Origin of the sequence: Gemmobacter caeni (genome assembly GCF_003054195.1) — a bacterium.
In the GTDB taxonomy this organism is placed as follows: Bacteria; Pseudomonadota; Alphaproteobacteria; order Rhodobacterales; family Rhodobacteraceae; genus Gemmobacter; species Gemmobacter caeni.
The window spans coordinates 26,792-48,158 of record NZ_QBKP01000017.1; the positions used below are offsets into that span (position 1 = coordinate 26,792).

General features: G+C 65.7%; 18 protein-coding genes. 12 read left to right on the forward strand and 6 right to left on the reverse strand.

The features are described 5' to 3' along the window. The first annotated feature begins 109 nt into the window (after window positions 1-109). From alr to C8N34_RS20260, 10 genes are all read left to right on the forward strand, one after another. Window positions 110-1,171 carry an alanine racemase gene (alr, locus tag C8N34_RS20215; protein ID WP_054303225.1) on the forward strand — a complete coding sequence of 354 codons (1,062 nt, stop codon included), beginning with the start codon at window positions 110-112 and terminating at the stop codon, window positions 1,169-1,171. Window positions 1,172-1,176: 5 nt separating this feature from the next. Beyond that, complete coding sequence (locus C8N34_RS20220) at window positions 1,177-1,947, forward strand: MlaE family ABC transporter permease (protein ID WP_407645595.1); 771 nt, start codon at window positions 1,177-1,179, stop codon at window positions 1,945-1,947. Further along, entirely contained in the window at window positions 1,944-2,690 is a 747-nt protein-coding gene (locus C8N34_RS20225; protein WP_054303227.1) for an ABC transporter ATP-binding protein, read from the forward strand. Before C8N34_RS20220 ends, C8N34_RS20225 begins: the two co-directional genes overlap by 4 nt. Before the next feature lie 174 nt (window positions 2,691-2,864). After that, the gene (locus tag C8N34_RS20230; RefSeq protein WP_054303228.1) at window positions 2,865-3,659 is read left to right on the forward strand and encodes a hypothetical protein; all 795 of its coding nucleotides are present in this window, start codon (window positions 2,865-2,867) and stop codon (window positions 3,657-3,659) included. Between the two features lie 43 nt (window positions 3,660-3,702). Beyond that, window positions 3,703-4,119, forward strand: a complete 417-nt coding sequence (locus C8N34_RS20235; protein WP_054303266.1) for a paraquat-inducible protein A — start codon at window positions 3,703-3,705, stop codon at window positions 4,117-4,119. Beyond that, window positions 4,116-5,093, forward strand: a complete 978-nt coding sequence (locus C8N34_RS20240; protein WP_108130277.1) for an LLM class flavin-dependent oxidoreductase — start codon at window positions 4,116-4,118, stop codon at window positions 5,091-5,093. Before C8N34_RS20235 ends, C8N34_RS20240 begins: the two co-directional genes overlap by 4 nt. Next, window positions 5,093-6,448: a DNA repair protein RadA gene (gene radA, locus C8N34_RS20245; protein WP_054303230.1), complete on the forward strand. Its 1,356-nt coding sequence runs from the start codon at window positions 5,093-5,095 to the stop codon at window positions 6,446-6,448. Before C8N34_RS20240 ends, radA begins: the two co-directional genes overlap by 1 nt. A gap of 19 nt (window positions 6,449-6,467) precedes the next feature. Next, window positions 6,468-7,064, forward strand: coding sequence for a CvpA family protein (locus C8N34_RS20250; protein ID WP_054303231.1), 597 nt, complete (start codon window positions 6,468-6,470; stop codon window positions 7,062-7,064). A gap of 78 nt (window positions 7,065-7,142) precedes the next feature. Further along, entirely contained in the window at window positions 7,143-8,618 is a 1,476-nt protein-coding gene (gene purF / locus C8N34_RS20255) for an amidophosphoribosyltransferase (protein ID WP_054303232.1), read from the forward strand. A 124-nt stretch (window positions 8,619-8,742) separates the two neighbouring features. Further along, window positions 8,743-9,402 (forward strand): SDR family NAD(P)-dependent oxidoreductase, encoded by a 660-nt coding sequence (locus C8N34_RS20260; RefSeq protein WP_054303233.1) that lies wholly within the window; start codon window positions 8,743-8,745, stop codon window positions 9,400-9,402. 90 nt (window positions 9,403-9,492) lie between these two features. Here C8N34_RS20260 and C8N34_RS20265 read toward each other — a convergent pair whose 3' ends face one another. The 5 genes from C8N34_RS20265 to C8N34_RS20285 form a co-directional block, all read right to left on the reverse strand. Next, window positions 9,493-10,392, reverse strand: coding sequence for an NAD(P)-dependent oxidoreductase (locus C8N34_RS20265; RefSeq protein WP_108130278.1), 900 nt, complete (start codon window positions 10,390-10,392; stop codon window positions 9,493-9,495). Beyond that, window positions 10,392-11,825 (reverse strand): aldehyde dehydrogenase family protein, encoded by a 1,434-nt coding sequence (locus C8N34_RS20270; RefSeq protein ID WP_108130279.1) that lies wholly within the window; start codon window positions 11,823-11,825, stop codon window positions 10,392-10,394. Before C8N34_RS20270 ends, C8N34_RS20265 begins: the two co-directional genes overlap by 1 nt. Window positions 11,826-11,829: 4 nt before the next feature. Beyond that, a complete protein-coding gene (locus tag C8N34_RS20275; protein WP_108130280.1) occupies window positions 11,830-13,383 on the reverse strand; it encodes a trimethylamine methyltransferase family protein in 1,554 nt (517 codons plus the stop codon). A 125-nt stretch (window positions 13,384-13,508) separates the two neighbouring features. After that, window positions 13,509-15,959: a GcvT family protein gene (locus tag C8N34_RS20280; RefSeq protein WP_108130281.1), complete on the reverse strand. Its 2,451-nt coding sequence runs from the start codon at window positions 15,957-15,959 to the stop codon at window positions 13,509-13,511. A gap of 78 nt (window positions 15,960-16,037) precedes the next feature. Next, window positions 16,038-18,479, reverse strand: a complete 2,442-nt coding sequence (locus C8N34_RS20285; protein ID WP_054303238.1) for a GcvT family protein — start codon at window positions 18,477-18,479, stop codon at window positions 16,038-16,040. Between the two features lie 70 nt (window positions 18,480-18,549). Between C8N34_RS20285 and C8N34_RS20290 the strand changes: the two genes are divergently transcribed. Both C8N34_RS20290 and C8N34_RS20295 read left to right on the forward strand, forming a co-directional pair. Continuing rightward, window positions 18,550-19,467, forward strand: a complete 918-nt coding sequence (locus C8N34_RS20290) for a LysR family transcriptional regulator (RefSeq protein ID WP_242013858.1) — start codon at window positions 18,550-18,552, stop codon at window positions 19,465-19,467. 31 nt (window positions 19,468-19,498) lie between these two features. After that, on the forward strand, window positions 19,499-19,807 hold the full coding sequence (locus C8N34_RS20295) for a monooxygenase (protein WP_108130282.1): 309 nt from the start codon (window positions 19,499-19,501) through the stop codon (window positions 19,805-19,807). Between the two features lie 140 nt (window positions 19,808-19,947). On the opposite strand, the gene C8N34_RS20300 is transcribed toward C8N34_RS20295, so the two are convergent. Next, window positions 19,948-21,297: a formimidoylglutamate deiminase gene (locus tag C8N34_RS20300; RefSeq protein ID WP_108130283.1), complete on the reverse strand. Its 1,350-nt coding sequence runs from the start codon at window positions 21,295-21,297 to the stop codon at window positions 19,948-19,950. Between the last annotated feature and the right edge of the window lie 70 nt (window positions 21,298-21,367).

The window sequence follows — 21,367 nt, forward strand, 5'->3', positions numbered from 1 at the left end:
GGCCGCAGATTTCCTCAGGGAAATTTGCAAATCCGCTGGAACGGATCTGGTGCGCCGGGCGGCCGCCATTTCCCCTTGACCTTCCCGCCCGCCCTGTCAAAACCGCTTCATGGCTACCGCGACCCTGACCATTGACCTTGATGCCATCGCCGCCAACTGGCGCGCGCTGGACCGGATGAGTGACCCGACCACCCAGACTGCTGCGGTGGTGAAAGCCGATGCCTATGGGCTTGGCGCCAAACGCGTTGTGCGTGCGCTGGCCGAGGCCGGGGCGCGGCGGTTCTTCGTGGCCGTGGCCGAGGAAGGCGCCGCCGTGCGGCAGGCACTTGGCCCCGGACCGCAAATTTGCGTGCTGTCCGGCCATATGGCGGGCGACACCGAGATGGTGCATGACCTGGACCTGACACCGATGCTCAATTCGGTGGAACAGATCACCCGGCATCTGGAAAGCCTGCCCGGCCATCCGTTCGGGGTGCAGCTCGATACCGGGATGAACCGTCTGGGGCTGGAAGCCCCGGAATGGGAGGCGGTGGCAGCGCTGGTGCTGGAACAGGGCCCGGAACTGGTGATGAGCCATCTGGCCTGCGCCGACGAGCCGGGCCATCCGCTGAACGAGGCGCAACTGGCCGAATTTCACGCCATGACCGACGGGATCGGCGTGCCACGCAGCCTTGCGGCGACCGGCGGCATCCTGCTGGGGCCGGATTACCATTTCGAACTGACCCGCCCCGGAGTGGGTCTGTATGGCGGCCGTCCGTGGGAAAGTGCGCAGCCTGTGGTGGCGCTGGCGCTGCCGGTCATCCAGATCCGCGAAGTCGCGGCGGGCGAGATCGTGGGCTATTCCTGCGGCTATACTGCCGAGGAGCCGCGGCTGATCGCCACCGTTGCCGCTGGCTATGCCGACGGGCTGACCCGGCGCTACTCCAATGCCGCGACGCTGTGGGATGGTGAGGTGCCCTGCCCCATCGTCGGCCGTGTTTCGATGGACCTCATCACCGTCGATGTCAGCCATCTGCGCGACATCCCCCGCACGCTGGACCTGCTGGGGCCAATGCAGGGGGTGGACGATCTGGCCGATATCGCCGGGACCATCGGCTATGAAGTGCTGACATCGCTCGGGCACCGCTATACCCGCCGCTACGCAACGACCACCACGCGGGGGCAGGTGTGAGCCTTCTGTCGCCGGTTGCCGCGCTGGGGCGCGTGACGCTGGGCCTGCTGGCGCATCTGGGCCGGGTGGCGATCTTTGCCGCGCAGGTGGTCAGCCACATCTTCCGCCCGCCATGGTATCCGCGCGAGTTCTTTCATGCGCTGATGCAGATCGGCTGGTTTTCCCTGCCCGTGGTCGGCCTGACCGCCCTTTTCACCGGCGGCGCGCTGGCCTTGCAGATCTATGCCGGGGGCGCGCGCTTCAGCGCCGAGGCGGTGGTGCCCGCCATCGTGGCCATCGGCATGGTGCGCGAGCTGGGGCCGGTGCTGGGCGGTCTGATGGTGGCAGCGCGCGTCGCCTCCTCCATCGCGGCGGAAATCGGCACGATGAAGGTGACCGAACAGATTGACGCGCTGGTCACCCTGTCCACCAACCCGCTGAAATACCTTGCCGTGCCCCGCGTCGTCGCGGCCACGCTGGCGGTGCCGGTGCTGGTGGGCGTGGGCGATGCCATCGGCATCATGGGCGGCTGGCTGGTCGGGGTGAACCGGCTGCATTTCAATTCGGCTGCCTATCTGAAGAACACCATGGATTTCCTTGAGGTCTGGGACGTGTCCTCGGGCCTGATCAAGGGCGCGGCCTTCGGGTTTCTGGTGGCGCTGATGGGCTGCTATCACGGCATGCATTCGGGTCGTGGCGCACAGGGTGTGGGGGCTGCGACCAAGGCCGCCGTGGTGTCTGCCTCGGTGCTGATCTTCGCGGCAAACTACCTGCTGACGGAGCTGTTCTTCTCATGATCGAGCTTTCCGGCGTCCACAAGACCTTCGGCAGCAACAAGGTGTTGCGCGGCGTGGATCTGACCATTGCCAGCGGCACCTCCATGGTCATCATCGGTGGCTCGGGCACCGGCAAGTCGGTGCTGCTGAAATGCATTCTCGGGCTGGTGACGCCGGATGCGGGGCAGATTACGCTGGACGGGCAGGATGTGACGCGCGGCGACCGCGATGCCTTTCTGGCGCGCTTTGGCATGCTGTTTCAGGGTGGCGCGCTGTTCGACAGCATGCGCATCTGGGAAAACGTCGCCTTCCGCCTGCTGCGCGGCACGCTGAAACGCTCCAAGACCGAGGCGCGCGAGATCGCCATTGAAAAGCTGCGCCGCGTCGGGCTTGGTCCGCATGTGGCCGACCTCTACCCCGCCGAGCTTTCGGGCGGCATGCAGAAGCGTGTCAGCCTTGCCCGCGCCATCGCAGCCGAGCCGGAGATCATCTTCTTCGACGAGCCAACCACCGGGCTGGACCCGATCATGTCGGGTGTCATCAATGATCTGATCCGCGAGATCGTGACCGAGATGGGTGCGACCGCCATGACGATCACACACGATATGTCTTCGGTCCGGGCCATCGCCGACAATGTGGCGATGCTGCATGGCGGCAAGGTGCGGTGGACCGGGCCGGTTTCGGAAATGGATGCGACGCCAGACCCTTACGTCCAGCAGTTCATCCATGGTCGCGCCGAAGGCCCCATCGAATCGCTGCGCTGAGCCAGCACTCCTCCGGCAAATTTCCCGCCCAGGTTGCGGCGCACGTTTCCGGCATGGAAACAATACATGCGATCCACTGGATTTTTCAGGCGTTTTCCGCAATCATGGCGAAAATGTGTTGCCTTTGAGGCATTGAGCGGAATTCTGGAACAAATTCGTTAACGGGGGTTTCGCATGTTCGACAGTCACGGTCCTCTGGTCCGGCAGGCCCAGGGCGTTGCGCAATCCCTCGCCTTCGGGGCCATCGTCTCGGTTACCGCTTTCCTCTGCCTCTCAAGCCTGCTGGCGGCGCTTGGACAGATGCCATGGCCGAGCATGACACTGGCATGGGGAGATGTGCCCCTGCCCGATGCCGGCATGTGGGTGCAACTGGCGCTGACCCTACTGATGCTCTGCATCTGCTTCTTCATCCCGGCCAATACCCGGATGCTGCGGCTGGAGAAGAGCCACCGCTCTTTCCAGATCGGGATGGAGGATGTGAAGCGCGCCTACAGCCTTGCCCATGCTGCCGACCGGACGGGCGTGTTCAGCCTGTCGAACGAGTTCGAATCCATGCGACAGCGGATGGAACTGCTGCGCAAGCACCCCGATCTGCGCCATGTTGAACCCGAACTTCTGGAACTGGCGGCGCAGATGTCCTTCCAGTCGCGCGATCTGGCCCGCGCCTATTCCGACGACAAGGTGAACCGTGCCCGCGAATTCCTGAAGGCGCGGCAGTCCGATGCCGACCTGCTGTCCGAACGCATCAAGCTGGCGCGCATGACCTGCGATGAGCTGAAGCGCTGGCTGACCGATGTGGAGGCCGAGGAACGCCGCAACCATACCCAGATTCGCCGGCTGGAGGCCGATCTGCGCGAGGTGCTGCCCTCTCTCGGCTATGATTTCGACGAACCGCGCGAGGCGAATGTGGTGCCGCTGGCGCTGCACAACGGCAAGACCGACGGGCCGAAGAGCGACGGGCTGCACTGACCGCATCTTGCGGCGGGTTGCATTTGCCCCCATGGTCGCGGCCATGTCGCGCGCCCTCAACCTTGCCCTTGCCCTGCTGTTTCCGGTGTCGTGGTTCGCGCCCCTTCTGCGGGCCGGCCTGTTGCCGGTCTTCGGCCTTTCGGAAATCTCGGTCATTTCCGGCCTGCAATCGCTGTGGAAAAGCGATGCGGTTCTGGCACTTGTGGTCACTTTCTGCGCGGTCTTCGCGCCCATGATGAAGGTTCTCGGGCGGGCCCTTCGCGATTTCGGCCTGCTGGACGTGCGCGCCGAACCGGCACTGGCCGTGCTGGGAAAGCTGGCCATGGCCGATGTGTTCCTGATCGCGCTTTATGTCGTGATCGTGAAGGGCGTAGGGCTTGCCACTGTCGAGGTGGCATGGGGACTTTACCTGTTCACCGCCCTCATCCTGATCTCGCTGTTTCTACGGAGCCCGAAATGACCCGTCCCCCGCTGTCGCTGCTTGATCTGACCCGTGTGCGCGAGGATCAGGGGCCTGCACAGGCATTGCGCAATGCGGCGGGAATCGCAGCGCATGTCGAGTCGCTCGGGTTTGATCGTTACTGGGTGGCAGAGCACCACAATATGGTCGGCGTCGCCTCGGCCGCGACGCCCGTGGTTATCGCCCATGTGGGCGCCGCAACCTCGCGCATCCGCATCGGTGCCGGGGGCGTCATGCTGCCCAATCACGCGCCCTATGTGGTGGCCGAACAATTCGGCACGCTGGCGCAGCTGTTCCCCGGCCGGATCGACCTTGGCCTTGGCCGCGCGCCGGGCACCGATGGCGCGACGCTAATCCGCGCGCTGCGCCGCGACCCGCACGGGGCCGATCATTTCCCGCAGGATGTGGTGGAGCTGATGGGCTGGTTCGCCGCCGAAAACAACCTGGGCATCACCGCCGTGCCCGCCGCCGGGACCGAAGTGCAGGCCATCATCCTCGGCTCGTCGCATTTCGGCGCCATGCTGGCCGCCGAACTGGGCCTGCCCTATGCTTTCGCCTCGCATTTCGCCCCTGCGGCATTGCATGAGGCGCTGCATCTTTACCGCGCGCATTTCAAGCCCTCGGACCGGCTGAAGGCGCCGCATGCCATCGTTGCCGCCAATGTGGTCTGCGCCGAAACCGAGGCCGAGGCGCGGCATCTGTTCACCACGATGCAGAAGGGCTTTCTGGGCCTGATCCGCAACAACCGCCGCTATCAGATGCCGCCCGGCGATCTGGACTGGACGCCGCGCGAAGAGGCGCATGTGGCGGCCATGCTCAGCAGCCATGCCGTCGGCACGCCGGATCAGGTGCGCGCGGGGCTGGAGGGGATCGTGGCCGCCACGCAGGCGGATGAGCTGATCCTCGTCACCGACACCTGGGATTTCGAGGCGCGCAAGCGCTCGCTGACCCTGACCGCCGAGGCGTGGTTCTGATGGCGAAGGCAACGGTCAGCTACGTCTGTTCCGCCTGCGGGGCGGCCTATACCAAATGGGCGGGCAAATGCGACGCCTGCGGGGCGTGGAACTCCATCGCCGAGGAAGCGGCCCTCTCCGCCGGGCCAAAGCCCACGGCGCGCGGCCGCACCATCCCCCTGACCGATCTGGCGACCGAGGAAGCCCCGCCGCCCCGCGCCCAAAGCGGCATTGGCGAGCTGGACCGCGTGCTGGGCGGTGGCCTTGTCCCCGCCTCGGCCATTCTGGTCGGTGGCGATCCGGGCATCGGCAAATCGACACTGCTTCTGCAAGCCGCCGCCAGTTTCGCCCGCAAGGGGCTGAAATGCCTGTATATCTCGGGCGAGGAAGCGGCGGCGCAGGTTCGGATGCGAGCGCAACGCCTTGGCCTACAACAGGCGCCTGTCGGCCTTGGAGCCGAAACCAACCTGCGCGACATCCTGACCACGCTGGATACCGAACGCCCTGCGCTGGCGATCATCGATTCGATCCAGACCATGTGGCTCGATAATGTCGAAAGCGCCCCCGGATCTGTCAGCCAGGTCCGTGCCGCCGCGCATGAGTTGGTAAACTTCGCCAAACGTCGCGGCACGGCGGTGGTGATCGTGGGCCATGTGACGAAGGAAGGCGCCATCGCCGGTCCCCGTGTGCTGGAACACATGGTCGACACCGTGCTTTACTTCGAGGGCGAGCGCGGCCACCAGTTCCGCATCCTGCGCGCGGTGAAGAACCGCTTTGGTCCCGCCGATGAAATTGGTGTGTTCGAAATGGCAGGCGACGGGCTGACCGAGGTGCTGAACCCCTCGGCCCTGTTCCTGTCAGACCGCGAGGCCGCCACCCCCGGTTCCGCCGTTTTCGCCGGGATCGAGGGCACACGCCCGGTGCTGACCGAAATTCAGGCACTGGTCGCGCCCTCCAACCTCGGCACGCCGCGCCGCACGGTGGTCGGGCTTGATTCGGGGCGGCTTTCCACGATCCTCGCGGTGCTGGAGGCGCGCTGCGGCATCCCCTTCGCCGGGCTGGATGTGTTTCTCAACGTCGCGGGCGGCATGCGCGTCACAGAACCCGCCGCCGATATGGCCGTGGCCGCAGCGCTTCTGAGCGCGCGCGAGGATGTGGCAATTCCGCCCGACATGGTGCTTTTCGGGGAAATCTCGCTGTCAGGTGCCCTGCGCCCGGTGGGCCAGACCGAAAACAGGTTGAAAGAAGCGGCGAAACTTGGTTTTTCACAGGCGACACTGCCCGCCCGGTCGAAATCCGGGCAGGCCGAGGGAATGCGCCTGCGCGAGATGGCCGATCTGACGGCGCTTGTCGGCGAAATGTTCGGGGCGGGATAAGCCCCGAGGGGAGACGGGAATGGAAGGTTTCACCATCATTGACGGCGTGGTGGCCGGGGTCATCGTGCTGTCGGCGATCCTCGCCTATTCGCGCGGCCTGATCCGCGAGGCCATGGCTATCCTTGGCTGGATCGGCGCGGCGCTGCTGGCCTATCTGTTTGCCGCCGAGGCACAACCGCTGGTCAAGGAACTGCCGGTCGTCGGCCAGATGCTGGCGGACAGCTGCGAACTTTCGGTCATCGCCGCCTTCGCTGCCGTCTTCGCCGTGGGCCTTGTGGTCGCCGCGATCTTCACGCCGCTGCTGTCGGGCTGGGTGAACCAGACCATGCTGGGCGGCCTTGACCAGGGCCTCGGCTTCCTGTTCGGCGTGGTGCGGGGTGTCGTGCTGGTCGCCATCGCCTTCATCGTCTACGACCGCGCGGTGGCCTCCAATTCCATCCCCATGGTCGACAACTCGCGCTCGGCCAAGGTCTTTGCCTCGTTCCAGGGCAATATCGACGATCAGATCCCCTCGGACGCGCCGGGCTGGATCGTCAGCAAATACGAAGGGCTGGTGAGTATCTGTGCGGCACCGGCGGAACCCGCCGCGCCAGAGGCCCCGGCGACGAACAACTGAATGTGTAAGGGGCGTGACACTCACGCCCCTTCGCATTACATGGGGCGCGAAAGCCCCCCTCGGATTCGGAGAGCCACCATGCGCGCCATCCCCGGCACCCCTTTCGACCCCGTCGAGGACGGCGACAAGCTCAAGGAAGAATGCGGCGTCTTCGGTGTGACCGGCGTCAGCGATGCCGCGAATTTCGTGGCGCTCGGCCTGCATGCCCTGCAACATCGCGGGCAGGAGGCCGGTGGCATCGTCACCTATGACCCGGAACAGGGCTTCAACTCGGCCCGTCGCTTCGGCTATGTGCGCGATAACTTCACCCGCGCAGATGTCATGGCCACCCTGCCCGGCGCCATAGGCATCGGCCATGTGCGCTATTCCACCGCCGGGTCGAAAGGCGCGACCGCGATCCGCGATGTGCAGCCCTTCTTTGGCGAATTTTCCATGGGCGGCGCGGCCATCGCGCACAACGGCAACCTGACCAATGCCGCGCAGCTGCGCAAGGAACTGATCGAGCGCGGCTCGATCTTCCAGTCTTCCTCGGACAGCGAATGCATCATTCACCTGATGGCGCGCTCGATCCAGAAGAACATCGCGGAACGCATCAAGGATGCGCTGCGCCGGGTGGAAGGCGCCTTCTCGGTGGTCGCCATGACGCGGACCAAGCTGATCGGGGTGCGCGACCCGCATGGCGTGCGCCCGCTGGTGCTGGGCCGGATCGGCGACAGCGGCTGGGCCCTCTCGTCCGAAACCTGCGCGCTTGACATCATCGGCGCCGAGTTCGTGCGCGAGATCGAGCCGGGTGAGATGGTGGTGATCGAGGGCAACAAGGTCGAAAGCACCCGCCCCTTCAATCAGGCCCCCTCGCGCTTCTGCATCTTCGAACAGGTGTATTTCTCGCGCCCCGATTCGATCCTGCAAGGCCGCTCGGTTTATGAAACCCGCCGCCAGATCGGCGTGGAGCTGGCCAAGGAAGCCCCGGTCGAGGCCGATCTGGTCTGCCCGGTCCCGGACAGCGGCACCCCCGCCGCCATCGGCTATTCGCAGCAATCCGGCATCCCCTACGCCATGGGGATCATCCGCAACCAATATATGGGCCGCACTTTCATCGAACCGACCGACGCGATCCGCAACATGGGTGTGCGGCTGAAGCTGAACGTGAACCGCGCCCTGATCCGGGGCAAGCGGGTGATCCTTGTGGACGATTCGGTGGTGCGCGGCACCACGTCGCGCAAGATCAAGGACATGATCCTCGACGCAGGCGCCGCCGAGGTGCATTTCCGCATCGCCTCGCCGCCGACCGCCTGGCCGTGCTTCTACGGTGTCGACACGCCCGAGCGTTCGAAGCTCCTTGCCGCCACCATGACGGAAGACGAGATGCGCGACTGGATCGGCGTCGACAGCCTGAAGTTCATCTCGCTCGACGGGCTTTATCGCGCGGCGGGCGAGGCCGCGGGCCGCGATCCGAAATCGCCGAAATTCTGTGACGCCTGCTTCTCGGGCGAGTATCCCATAGCCCCTTCGGACAAAATCGCCGAAGGCTTCGAGATGAAGGCCGCCGAATAAGACCTGCGCGGCCGCGTCGCAGCCGCCGCTCTTGTCCTTTCATCTTGGCTCAAATATCCCACGGGGGTCCGGGGGTGTGAAACCCCCGGGGGCAAACGCATTCCCCCGGCTGGAGGTCATCCCGATGAGCCAACGCATCGCAATCGTCACCGGCGCCTCGCGCGGCCTCGGCGCCGCCATCGCCGAGGAACTGGCCTGCCGGGGCTGGCATGTCGTCGCCGTGGCCCGCACCACCGGCGGGCTGGAAGAGGTGGATGACCGGGTGAAAGCCGCCCGCCAGCCCGGCGCGGGCGAGCTGACCCTTGCCCCCATGGACATCACCAATGACGACGCCATGGCCCATCTGTGCCGCGCGGTCTATGACCGCTGGGGCCATGCCGATCTCTGGGTCCATACCGCCATCCATGCGGCCCCGCTGGCCCCGGCGAACTTCCTTGATGTGAAGGACTGGGACAAATCCATCGCCACCAATGTGCGGGCGACCGGCGTTCTGATTCCGATGATGGAGCCGCTGCTGCGCGGCTCCGACCGGGCAACGGCGCTGTTCCTTGACGATCCGCATGGCGGCGAGATGTATTACGGCGCTTATGGTGCCACCAAGGCGGCGCAGATCGCGCTGGCGCGGTCCTGGCAGGCCGAGGCCGCCAAGGTCGGGCCGCGCGTGCTGATCGAAACGCCCGCACCGATGGCCACCGCCACCCGCGCGCGTTTCCACCCCGGCGAGGACCGCAGCCCGCTGGCCGATGTGCGGGCCGAGGCGGCGCGTCTGGTCGCGCTGATCTGACCGTAGTGCCCTCGGAAACTGCAGAGCGGGGGCTGTTTGCCCCCGTCGCCTGCGGCGACTCCCCCGAGGATATTTTCAGACAGAAAATGCCTATTCCAGCCGAGCCGGGAAGCCTTCGGCGCGCAGGTCGGTGCCCAGCAGATCTTCCAGCAGCTTGACGATCTGCGACGATTGCGCGCTGCCGCCATAGGCGGCCTTGCCCTTCAGGAAGGTCTGGTTCACCAGCGAGGCCAGATCCAGCGGCACGCCAAATTCGCGGCCGAAGCCCATGGCAAAGCCCAGATCCTTCAGCGCCAGATCCATGGTGAAGGCGATGTCATAGCTGCCGTTCAGGATCAGCTGGCCCTCGGTTTCATGCACGAAGCTGTTGCCGGATGAGGCCTGGATCGCCTCCCACGCGGTTTTCAGGTCCAGCCCGCCGCGTTTGGCCAGCATCATCGCCTCGCCATCGGCGACCAGATGGATGAAGGCCAGCATGTTGGTGATGACCTTGATCACCGCCGCGCTGCCCAGCGGCCCCATGTGGAAATGCTGCCCGCCGATGGCATCGAGCGCGGGCTTGTGCGTCTCGTAAAGCGCAGGCTCGCCCCCCACCAGAACCGTGATCTGGCCGCGCGCTGCCAGATGCACGCCGCCGGTGACCGGCGCCTCCAGCATGGCGACGCCCTGGTCCGCCGCCAGCTGGCCCAGCCGCAGCACATCGTCGCGGCCGAGCGTGGAATTCTCGATCCAGTGCGCGCCGGGCTTCATCACCGGCAGGATCTGCGCCAGCACGGTCTCGCTGATCTGCGGCGAGGGCAGGCAGGTGAAAACGTGATCCACCTCTGCCGCCAGTTCCGCCGCCGAGGTAGCCACCCGCGCGCCCATCGCGCGGTGGCGTTCTGACAGCGCCGGGTTACGGTCGTAGACCGTCACATCGAAGCCCGCGCCGATCAGGCTGGCCGCAAGATGCCCGCCCAGATTGCCCAGTCCGACATAACCGTAGCGCATCATGCCTCTCCATATCCGACCAGCGCCTTGACCTCGCAGAAGTCATGGATGCCCCAGCCCGCATATTCGCGGCCATTGCCCGATTGCTTGTAGCCGCCGAAGGGGGCGAAGGTGTCCCAGTCGGGGTAATTGAGGCTCACCTGCCCTGCCCGCAGCCGCCGCCCAACGGCGCGCGCCTCGGCCTCGGGCCCCTGCACATAGGCGGCAAGGCCATAGGGCGTGTCATTGGCCATGGCGACGGCCTCATCGACCGTATCATAGGGCAGAATGGCCAGCACCGGGCCAAAGATCTCCTCGCGCGCGATGGTCATGTCATTGGTGACATTGCCAAAGATCGTCGGCCGGGCAAACCAGCCGCGATTGACACCCTCGGGCCGCCCCGGCCCGCCGCAGACCAGCGTGGCACCTTCGGCGATGCCCTTTTCGATCAGCGCCTGCACCTTGTCGAATTGCATGCGGCTGACCAGCGGCCCCATCGTGGTGGCACTGTCGCGCGGGTCGCCGACGACAACGGCCGCCGCCGCCCCCGCCGCGATCTCCAGCGCCGCGTCATGCTGCACGCGCGGCACGAACATCCGGGTCGGTGCGTCGCAGCTTTGTCCGGTATTGCCAAAGCAGCCCTCGACCCCACCGCTGACCGCCGCCGCCAGATCGGCGCCGGGCAGGATGATATTGGCCGATTTGCCGCCGAGTTCCTGCGCCACGCGTTTCACCGTGGGCGCCGCCGCCGCCGCGACAGCCGTGCCCGCGCGCGTGGACCCCGTGAAGCTGACCATATCCACCTCGGGGTGGCTGCTCATCCGCGCACCGACCACCGGGCCGTTGCCGTTCACCATGTTGAACACGCCCTTCGGCACGCCCGCCTCGTGGCAAACCTCGGCAAACAGCGTGCCAGACAGCGGTGCGATTTCCGAGGGTTTCAGCACCATGGTGCAACCGGCGATCAGCGCGGGCGCCACCTTGCAGGCGATCTGGTTCATCGGCCAGTTCCACGGCGTGATCAGCGCGCAGACCCCGATGCCTTCGTAAATGATCCGCGTATTGCCGCGCGAATATTCCCAGACCATTTCCTCGGCGGCGGTGATGGTGCTTTCGATATGCACCTGCCCCGCCCAGGCCTGCGCGCCGCGCGCCCATTCGATCGGCGCGCCCATCTCAAGGCTCATCGCCTGCGCGAAATCCTCGTAACGGCTGTTGTAGACCTCCAGCACGCGGCGAACCAAAGCAATACGATCCGCCAGCGGCGTGGCGGTATAGCTGTCGAAAGCTGCGCGCGCGGCCAGAATGGCACGGTCGGCATCCGCCTCGGAGCCCAGCGCCACCTCGGCCACGATCTCTTCGGTCGCCGGGTTTTCCACCCCGATACGCTCGCCCCCCAGAGGGTCGACCCATGCACCGTCGATATAGAATTTCAGCAGGTTCGCAGGGATCATGGCATCACCGGAAATGGATGTTGAAACGAGCGCGGATGGCGGCATCAACCTCTGGGGCGATCTGGCAACCGGCCTTGGCGAGGATGTCATTCTTGCGCGCAATCGCCCGGTCGAGCAACACCGGCTTGCCTGCCTCGTTCCATTCCTTCGGCGACATGCGGTTGCCGACGACCGGATAGACATATTCTGTCTGCATCAGACTCAGCGTCTGGCCAGAGCCGAGGTAATGCCCCGGCCCGCCCAGACAGGCCTCTTTCATCGCGTCGATCGAGGTGGAATCCTCGGTCACGTCGATGCCGCGCACCAGCCGCATGACCTGCCCCAGAATGTCATCCCCCATGATCAGGCTTTCCAGACAGAAGCCCAGCAGCGAGGCATGCATCCCGACCGATTCGTAGCACATGTTCAGCCCGGACAGGCCCGCCAGCGTATTGGTGATGCCCTGTTCCCATCCCGCCTGCATGTCGGGCAGCTTGCTGTCGGTGATGCCCGAGGCGGCACCGCCGGGAAGGTTGTAGAAGCGGTGCATCTGCGCGCAGCCCGCTGTCAGCAGCGCCTGTTCTGCGCTACCGCCCGACATGGCGCCGGTGCGCAGATCGCTGACAAAGGGCCAGGTGCCGAAGATCGCGGGCGCGCCCTTCTGGATGGCGTTGACATAGACCACCCCGGCCAGACATTCCGCCATGGCCTGCACGATGGCCAGCGCAATGGGGGCGGGCGCTGTCGCCCCGGCCTGCCCGGCAGACAGCAGCAGGACCGGCATCCCCCGCCGCACGCAATCCTCCATCACCATGCAGCTTTCTTCGGCGAATTTCATCGGCGGTACGACAAAGCAATTGGAATTGCTGACAAAAGGCCGCGCGCGCCACGCCTCCTCGCCGCCTGCCACCATATGCAGCAGGTCGAAACAGCCCGCCACATGGCTCGGGTCGCTGAACGAGGTGCCGACATGTTTGCGCGTACCCGCAAGACAGCCATAGAGCGTGTTCACATCCATGTCGAAATTGTCCACCACATCGCGGCAGACCATGGTGCGCTGGTAGAAATGGATGTTGTCGAGGTTCTGTACCAGCCGCGCAGCATCATACAGATCCTGCGCCGTCGACTCGCGATAGTCCAAAGTCACCGGATCGACGATATGCACCGCCGCCCCCGCCGTGCCAAAATGCACGTTGGAGCCCGACAGATGCAGGTCGTATTTCTCATCCCGGCCATACAGCGTCAGGTCGCGCGCCGCGACCGCCAGCATATCCTCGACCAGCGCGCGCGGGAAACGGATGCGCCCGTCCTCTCCCTGCACCGCCCCGGCCCCGGTCAGGATCTCGACCCCGCTGGCGGGCGCATTGGCCAGCCCGATGACCTCCAGCGCTTCCAGCGCCTGTGCATGGATCTTCGCAACCCCTGCCTCGCTCAGCGGCCTGTAACGCCCGCCGGGCATCCCCGCCCGCACCGGCCGCAGCGCCTCGGCCAGCGGCGCCGCCCGCACCGCCACCCGCGCCGCCCGCCCACCTGACCGCCGCGCCCGCGACGGTTCGCAAACTTCGCCCGGTTCACTCATCGCACGCTCCTGCCCTGCCTTCATCTTGGCAAAAATATCCTCGGGGGGTCCGGGGGGCAGACAGCCCCCCGGCTTTTCTTCAGTCCGACGGGGCAGACAGCCCCCCGGATTCGGTTCAGATAGCCCTACATCCGCACCCGCGCGGCCTTCGGATCATACATCGGCACCAGCGAGGCCTCGGCCGCATGTCGCACCCCCGCCACCTCGATCTCGTAGCGCGAGGCCAGAACCTCCGCCTCGCTCTCGCCCGCGCAGGGCACATAGCCCATGCCGATGGCCCCACCGAGCGCATGGCCATAGTTGCCGCTGGTCACCGGCCCGACGATCCGGCCATCCCGCACGATGGCTTCGTTATGGAACAGCAGCGGTTCGGGGTCTTTCAGGCGAAACTGAACCATGCGGCGCGAAAGCCCGGCCTCTTCTTTCCGCAGCACCGCCTCGCGCCCGATGAAACCGGGTTTCGAGGTCCGCACTGCAAAGCCGAGGCCCGCTTCCAGCACATGATCCTCGTCGGTAATGTCATGGCCGAAGTGGCGGAACGCCTTTTCGATGCGGCAACTGTCGAGCGTATGCAGGCCACACAGCTTCATCTCCGGCGCGGCTTCCTCCAGCGCCTCGAAGACATGCGCGGCCTGATCGGTCGGCACATAGATCTCCCAGCCCAGTTCGCCCACATAAGTCACCCGATGCGCGCGGGCGAGGCCCATGCCGATCTCGATTTCGCGCGCAGTGCCGAAGGGATGCGCGGCGTTGGAAAAATCGTTCGGGCTGATCCGTTCCATCACCGCCCGCGCTTGCGGCCCCATCAGGCACAGCACCGCCTCACCCGCCGTCACATCGGTGATGACCGCAAAATCCTCGCCCAGATGCCGCCGCAGCCAGGCCAGATCGCGTTGCAGCGTCGCCCCCGGCACCACCAGCAGGAAGACGGTTTCCGAAAGCCGCGTCACCGTCAGGTCGCTTTCGATGCCGCCGCGTTCATTCAGCATCTGGGTATAGACGATCCGCCCCGGCGCCACGTCGATCTGATTGGCGCAGACCCGGTTGAGGAAAGCCGCCGCATCACGCCCCTCGACCCGGATCTTGCCGAAGCTCGTCATGTCGAAAAGGCCGACGCCGGTCCGCACCGCCATATGTTCGGTGCGCTGATTGTCAAACCAGTTCTGCCGCTTCCACGAATAGCGGTAGTCCCGTTCCTGCCCCTCGGCCGCGAACCAGTTCGCCCGCTCCCATCCCGCGACCTCGCCAAAGACCGCGCCGCGCGCCTTCAGGTGCTCGTGCAGCGGTGATCGCCGCACCCCGCGCGCGGTGGCCATCTGGCGATAGGGGAAATGGTCGGCGTAAAGCAGGCCCAGCGTTTCGCTCACCCGCTCTTTCAGGTAGCGGCGGTTCTTCTGGAACGGCTGGGCGCGGCGGATGTCCACCTCCCACAGGTCAAACGGCGCCTCGCCCTCGGTGATCCAATGCGCCAGCGCCATGCCCGCCCCACCGGAGGAGGCGATGCCGACCGAGTTATAGCCCGCCGCAATCCAGTAACCGCCCAGTTCCGGCGCCTCCCCCAGATAATAGCGGTCATCGGGGGTAAAGCTTTCCGGCCCGTTGAAGAAGGTATGGATGCCCGCCGTTTCAAACAGCGGCATACGATTGGTCGCCATCTCAAGGATCGGCGCGAAATGGTCCCAGTCCTCTGGCAGGGTGTCGAATTCGAAATCCTCGCGGATGCCGCCCATGCCCCAGGGTTTCGCCTTCGGCTCAAACGCACCGACCATCATCTTGCCCGCGTCCGATTTGTAATAGGCGCATTCGTCCGGCACCCGCAGCACCGGCAGATGGCCGAGGCCGTCAATGCCTTCCGTCACCAGATAGAAATGCTCGCAGGCATGCAGGGGCAGCGTGACACCGCTGGAGGCCGCCAGATCACGCCCCCACATGCCGCCGCAGTTGATGACGACATCGGCAGCGATATGACCCTGCGCCTCGCCCCGTTGCCAGGACACGCCGGTCACGCGACGGCGGCCATTCTCGGCCGCCTCGGTCACGCCGGTAACCTTGACGTTCTCGGCAATCGTCGCGCCCTGCATCCGCGCGCCTTTGGCCAGCGCCATGGCAATATTGGCCGGGTCGCATTGCCCGTCCAGCGGCAGATGCACCGCCCCCACCACGCCATCGGTGTTCAGATGCGGATACATGGCCTTGACCTCGGCGGGCGAGATCTCGTGCACCGCCACGTCGAAGATGCGCGCCACCGTGGCCTGACGCAACAGTTCCTCATGCCGTTCCTTCGTCAGCGCGACCGAGATCGAGCCGACCTGCCGCATCCCCGTTTCCACCCCGGTTTCCTGCGCCAGCCGGACGTAAAGATCGGCCGAATATTTCGCCAGCCGCGTCATGTTGGCGGAACCGCGCAACTGCCCGATCAGCCCTGCCGCATGCCATGTGGTGCCTGAAGTCAGCCGCTTGCGCTCCAGCAGCACGATGTCGCGCCACCCGGCCTTCGCCAGATGATAGGCGACCGAACAACCCGAGACCCCGCCCCCGATGATCACCGCCCGCGCCTTTTGCGGAAGTTCCGTCATGTCACCGCTCCTGCGCCCGCCGCCTGCGGGCAAAAGTTTTCCGAAAACTTTTGCAAATTTCTTTGCAAGAAATTTGCGTCACGCCCGGATCCGCGCATTGGCCGGATCCCAGAGCGGTTCATCCTTCTGCACCCGCGCTTTCAGCTTCTCGCCGAAGATTTCCACCTCGACCTCGGTGCCCGGCACCGCCAGATCGGCGCGGATCATGCCCAGCCCGATGCAGGCGCCGACGCGGTGACCCCAGTAGCCACTGGTCAGTTCGCCGACCACCTGACCCTCGTGCCAGATCGTCGACATATAGGGCGGGTCGAAATCGCCGGTCTCGATCACCAGCGTGGCAAAACGCTTGCTGACCCCCGCCTGCTTTTCCGCCTCCAGCGCCGTCTTGCCCCTGAACGCAGGTTTCGACCAGTCGATGAAGCGCTCCAGCCCGCCTTGCAGCAGGGTGTAATCGGTCGAAAGATCGCCTTTCCATGCACGATAGCCCTTTTCCACCCGCAGGCTGTTGAGCGCAAACATGCCAAAGGGTTTCAGCCCATGCCCTTGGCCGGCGGCCATCACTGCCTCCCAGATGCGCGGCGTATCGGCGTTGCGGGAATGGATTTCCCAGCCAAGTTCGCCCGCGAAGCTGACCCGCATCAGCAGGCAATCCGCCCCGGCGATCACCGCCGTCTGCCAGGTCAGCCAGGGGCGGGAAAGATCTGCCTCCGCCACCCCGGCAAGGATGGCGCGCGCATTCGGCCCGGTCAGGATCTGCGTCGCCCAATCGGCGCTTTCATCGGTGAGGCGCAGCCCCGGTTCGAGATGGCGTTCCAGCCATTCGCGGTCATGCGCCTGCGCCGTGGCGGCGGTGATGAGCCAAAGCTCGTCCTCCGCCAGCCGCGCCACCGACATCTCGGTGACGATGCGGCCCTTGTCATCGGCGAAATAGGCCAGCCCCAGCCGCCCGACCGACGGCACCTTGCCGCTGATCTGCCGTGCGAGCCACTCCGCCGCGCCCGGCCCCGTCAGGCGGAAGCGCGAGAAGCCCGGCAGATCCAGAATCCCCGCCGCATCCCGCACCGCCGCGCATTCCTCGGCCACCGCGCCGAACCAGGGACCTTCGCGACGCCAGGTCTGGGTGCCTGCTTCGGATATGTCATCGCCCGGCCGCGCATACCACAGCGCACGTTCCCAGCCGTTATAGGCGCCATACTGCGCGCCCAGCGCCATGGTCTGAGCATGCACCGGGCTGAGGCGGCGGTCGCGCGCCGCAGGCCAGGCATGATGCGGGAAGTGGATGGCATATTCGTGGCCGTAAACCTCCATCCCTTTCTGCACGCAATAGTCGCGATCTTCCCAGCCGGTGAAGCGGCGCGGGTCGCAGGACCACATGTCCCATTCGGTCGCGCCCTCGGTCACCCATTCCGCCAGCACCTTGCCCGCGCCCCCGGCCTGACAGATGCCGAAGGTGAAAACGCAGGCCTCGAAGGCATTGGGCACCCCCGGCATCGGCCCGATCAGCGGATTGCCGTCCGGTGTATAAGGGATCGGCCCGTTGATCACCTTGGTCAGCGCCGCCTTTTCCAGCAGGGGAACCCGCGCCATGGCATCGGCGATATACCATTCCAGCCGCTCCAGATCGTCGGGGAAAAGCTGGAAGCTGAAATCCTCGGGGAAGGGATCGTCCTTCGTCACCCAATGCGCCTTGCAATTGCGCTCATAGGGGCCAAGGTTGAAGCCGTACTTTTCCTGCCGCAGGTAATAGCTGCTGTCCACGTCGCGCAGCAGCGGCAGCTTGTGGCCCACCTCTTTCGACCAGCTTTCGATCTCGGGGATGGTGTCGAACAGCATGTACTGATGGCTCATCACCATCATCGGCACGTCGCGGCCAAACCATTTGCCGACCTCGCGGGCATAGTAACCCGCAGCATTCACCACGAATTCACAGCGGATCTCGCCCTTCGGCGTTGAAACCACCCAGTCGCCGCCCTCGCGCCGCACGCCGGTCGCCGGACAGAAGCGCTCGATCCGCGCGCCCATGGAACGCGCCCCCTTGGCCAAAGCCTGCGTCAGCTGCGCCGGGTCGATGTCGCCGTCATAGGGATCGTAAAGCGCCCCGGTCAGGTCGTGCGTTTCAAGGAAGGGATAGCGCGTGCGGATGTCCTCAGGCGACAGGATATCAAGGTCCATCCCCTGATAGCGCCCCATGCCGACGACACGTTTGAATTCCTGCAAGCGTTCCGCCGTATGCGCCAGCCGGACCGAGCCGGTGACATGGTAGTTCATCGGATAATCGACCTCGGCCCCAAGGCCGCGATAGAGTTGCGCCGAATAGCGCTGCATGTTCATGATCGACCAGCTTGAGGAAAAGGTCGGCACATTGCCTGCCGCATGCCAGGTGGACCCGGCGGTCAGTTCGTTCTTCTCCAGCAGCACGCAATCGCTCCATCCCGCCTTCGCCAGATGGTAAAGCGCCGAGGCCCCGACCGCCCCACCCCCGATGATCACAACCCGCGCCGTCGTCGGAAAATCCGCCATGATCCACTCCCTGTTTGGGCGGAGTATCGGCCCGCATCTTCGCGCTTTCAATTCACCCGGACGCGCCCTATTGATCGGAAAACCCGATCACGGTGCCGCCATGCAGATCGACCTTCTGGACACGTTTCTCGACCTTTGCGAGACGCGCAGCTTCAACCGCACCGCCGAACGGCTGGACGTAACGCAAAGCACCGTCTCGGCCCGGATCGCGGCGCTGGAAGCGGCGTTGGGCACCCGGCTTTTTGCCCGGTCCCGCGCAGGCACCGATCTGACGATGGAAGGGCGGCGCTTCGAATCCCATGCCCGCAGCCTGCGCCATGAGTGGAACGAGGCGCGCCGCCGCATCCGCCTGCCCGATCGCGCGGCACAGCTGATCCGGCTGGGCATCCAGAATGACCTTGCCGCCCAGCATATCGGCGAATGGGTCGCCGATTTCCGCCGCGCCCTGCCGGAAACCGCCTTTTATATCGAGCCCGATTACTCCAATCAGATGTGCGCCGACCTGCTGACCGGGGTGCAGGATTTTGCGGTGATGTTCTCGCCCAAGCCCCACCCCGATCTGCATTTCGAAACCGTGGGCGAAGTGCCCTATGTCATGGTCTCGTCCGAGGCCGAGACGCTGGAACAGGTCAGCCCCGACAGTTTTGTCTTCGCGCATTTCTCGCCCGCATTTGAACGGATGCACCGCGAGGTGACGCCGCAACTCGCAGGCTCCGCCATTTCGGTTGGCCAAAGCGCCACCGTCGCCAGCCTGCTGACCGCGATGGGCGGCGCGGGTTATGTGCTGGAGAAAACCGCGACCGGGCTTGTTGCCAGCGGCCATTTTCGCCGGGTGAGCGATGCGCCGGTGCTGCGCCAGCCGGTCTATGCCGCATTGCACCTGCGGCACCGTATCTCGCCGCTGCACCGCCGCCTCACCCGCATCGTGCGCCGCCGCCTCGCCGCCGCAGGCCCCGAGCCACTGGACAGCCCGCCCCGCGCCGCCTAGCCTCGCCCTGCAACGCATGCAGGAGGCCCCGATGCCCGTCACCCTCGTTCAGGTCGATTTTCCCCATTCCGGCCCCTGGGGTGCCGAAATGGCCTCCGCTTTCGAAGGGCTGGCGCAATCCATCGCAGCCGAGCCGGGCTTCCTGTTCAAATACTGGACCGAGGATCAGGCGCAGGGCATCGCGGGCGGCATCTACGGCTTTGCCAGCCGGGCCGAGGCCGAAGCCTATCTGACCATGCATACCGCCCGGCTTCAGGGCTTCGGCGTCACCGGCATCCGTGGCCTGATCCTTGATGTGAATGAACCGCTGTCCCGCATCGACAAGGCGCCGGTCCTCTGAGACGCGGCTCTTTCACTCTGACAAAATATCCCGGAGGGTGGCCGGAGACCGGGGGCAGCCGCCCTTGTACCGCTTCCCACCCGGAACCCAGACCTGGACCCAGTCGCCCGCGCGCGCCGGACCTTTGAGGCCCGAAGCCGTTACATGACCCCCACAAGCCGCCGCATGACCGCGCGGTAGCGTGCCTCGATACTGTCGCGCGCCACATGGCGTCCGCCCTGCACGACATGACGCCCTGCGGACCACAGATCGGCCACCAGCCGATCATCGCCCGCGAAAATCCAGGCGTCCAGTATTGCATCCTCGCGCCGCCCCTCCAGCATCAGCGCGCCGGTGTCCAGCGCAAGAAGATCGGCCCACAGCCCTGGCGCAATCGCCCCGGCGGCCCGACCGCCCGCCTGCGCCCCACCCCGCGCCGCACTTTCCACCAGCACCCGCCCGTTCGAGGCATCGGCGGTCGCCAGCATCGCCCGGCCCCGATCACGCAGACGCTGCGAATATTCGTAGGACCGCAATTCCTCGGCCTGCGAGATGCGGATATTGCTGTCCGAGCCCACGCCGAACACACCGCCCGCCGCCTGCCAGCGCATTCCGTCAAAGATGCCGTCGCCCAGATTGGCCTCGGTGATCGGGCACAGCCCCGCCACCGCGCCCGTGCGTGCCAGCGCCTCTGTCTCGGCGGGCAGCATCTGCGTCGTATGGATCAGGCACCAGCGCGCATCCACGGGCGCATGCGCCAGCAGCCATTCGGTCGGCCGTGCGCCGTAAGCTGCCTGCACTTCCTCCACCTCGGCCACCTGTTCGGCCAGATGCAGATGCACCGGCCCACCGAAGCCCGGCATCGCGGCCAGGGTTTCCGGGCGCACCGCGCGCAACGAATGCGGCGCCACGCCGATCACGCCGTCCGGTAGCGTCGCGACCGCCTTCGCGGCGGCCTCATGCAGCCGGGCGAAGCGATCAGGCGCATTGCCAAAACGCAACTGCCCCGTGGTCAGCGCCCGCCCGTCACAGCCGCCGCGTTCGTAAGCGACCGGCAAGAGCGTCAGCCCGATGCCGGTCTCTGCCGCCGCCGCGACGATACGCGCCGACATTTCGGCCAGATCGGCATAGGGGGCACCGCCCGGCTGATGATGCAGGTAATGAAACTCGCTGACCCCGGCAAAACCGGCCTCCAGCATCTCCACCTGCACCAGCGCGGCGATGGCCTGCACATCCTCGGGCGTCAGATGGTCGAGGAAGCGATACATCAGGGTCCGCCAGGTCCAGAACGAATCCTGCCCTGCGCCGCGCCGCTCTGTCATCCCCGCCATGGCGCGCTGGAATGCGTGCGAATGCAGGTTCTGCCCGGCGGGCAGCAGGCAGCCGACCCGCTGCCCTTCGGGCGCGGTGCCCGGCGTGACGGACGTAATGCGCCCCTCCGCCATCTCCACGCGTACCGCTTCGGCCCAGCCATTCGGCAGCAATGCCGTCTCCGCCCAGATCACCGTCATCGCATCCTCTTGACAGATGTTATTATGTGCAGAAATAATCACATCAAGCGCAGACAAAATCAAGCGGGGA